1 protein-coding gene and 1 pseudogene are annotated in these 790 nt (G+C 46.3%); both read right to left on the reverse strand.

What is annotated here, in order from left to right:
- Positions 1-382: pseudogene (locus tag HC175_RS15625) on the reverse strand (hypothetical protein); the annotation flags it as partial.
- Positions 382-790: LPS assembly lipoprotein LptE (lptE, locus tag HC175_RS15630; protein ID WP_168139372.1), on the reverse strand; the 409-nt coding region annotated here is incomplete at its 5' end. The gene lptE and the pseudogene HC175_RS15625, both read right to left, overlap by 1 nt.

Raw genomic sequence — 790 nt, forward strand, 5'->3', positions numbered from 1 at the left:
CCGGATCGAATACCTGTTCAGACTCCCGATACTTCATTCTGAGAGCCTTATCCAGAGACATGTTCTCGTCAGGTGTGGCTGCATTTTGCGGCTGATTCTCCTTTTGGGATTGCTCTTTAATGGTTTCGGCAATTTGATTCTGGTTGAATTCTTCCGAAGTTATAAAATCGAAAAGCACTCCGCGGTCTGCCGTATGAGCAGCGGTTAATTTGAGCTCTTTATTATAATGGAGGCTGTTGAGGTTTTTTAGGCCTTTTAACCGAACGGCACGGGCGGCCTGGAAATAAGGATACTGTCGCAAAACCTCGTGCAGCGCTTTGGTGTCCTCAAAATTGAGGGTCGTGGGATCTTGCAGCAATGTGACTATTTCCTCCTGTTTCATTACCAGTTCGCTAAGGTTGCATTAAATATATCCTGGGTGATACGGGTAAAGATCTCCTCCAGGGCGGTAGCTAAAACTGCACCCTGTAATTGTGCGTTTGCCGGGTAGTCATAATAAAAGGAGAATCTGCGGTCGAGGTCTTTCTCGGGATCCAAAGTATTAAAGAACCTCACCTGTACCACGATTGTCAACCGGTTTTGAGCGGCAGTACTTTCTGCAGTGGCACTCATAGGAGATACATAATAATCTACGATCTCTCCTTCATAGACAAGATCGCCGTTGGAATCTGTAAGGTTGAGGTTCGTCTGGCTCTGAATAAGGTCCTGCAACTGCAAGGTGAAGGTGCGGTCAATTCCCGGTTCCACAATAGCAGCGGCATTCTGGAAATAATTCACCTGAAAGGTTTCT

It is taken from the genome of Salinimicrobium oceani (assembly GCF_012037645.1).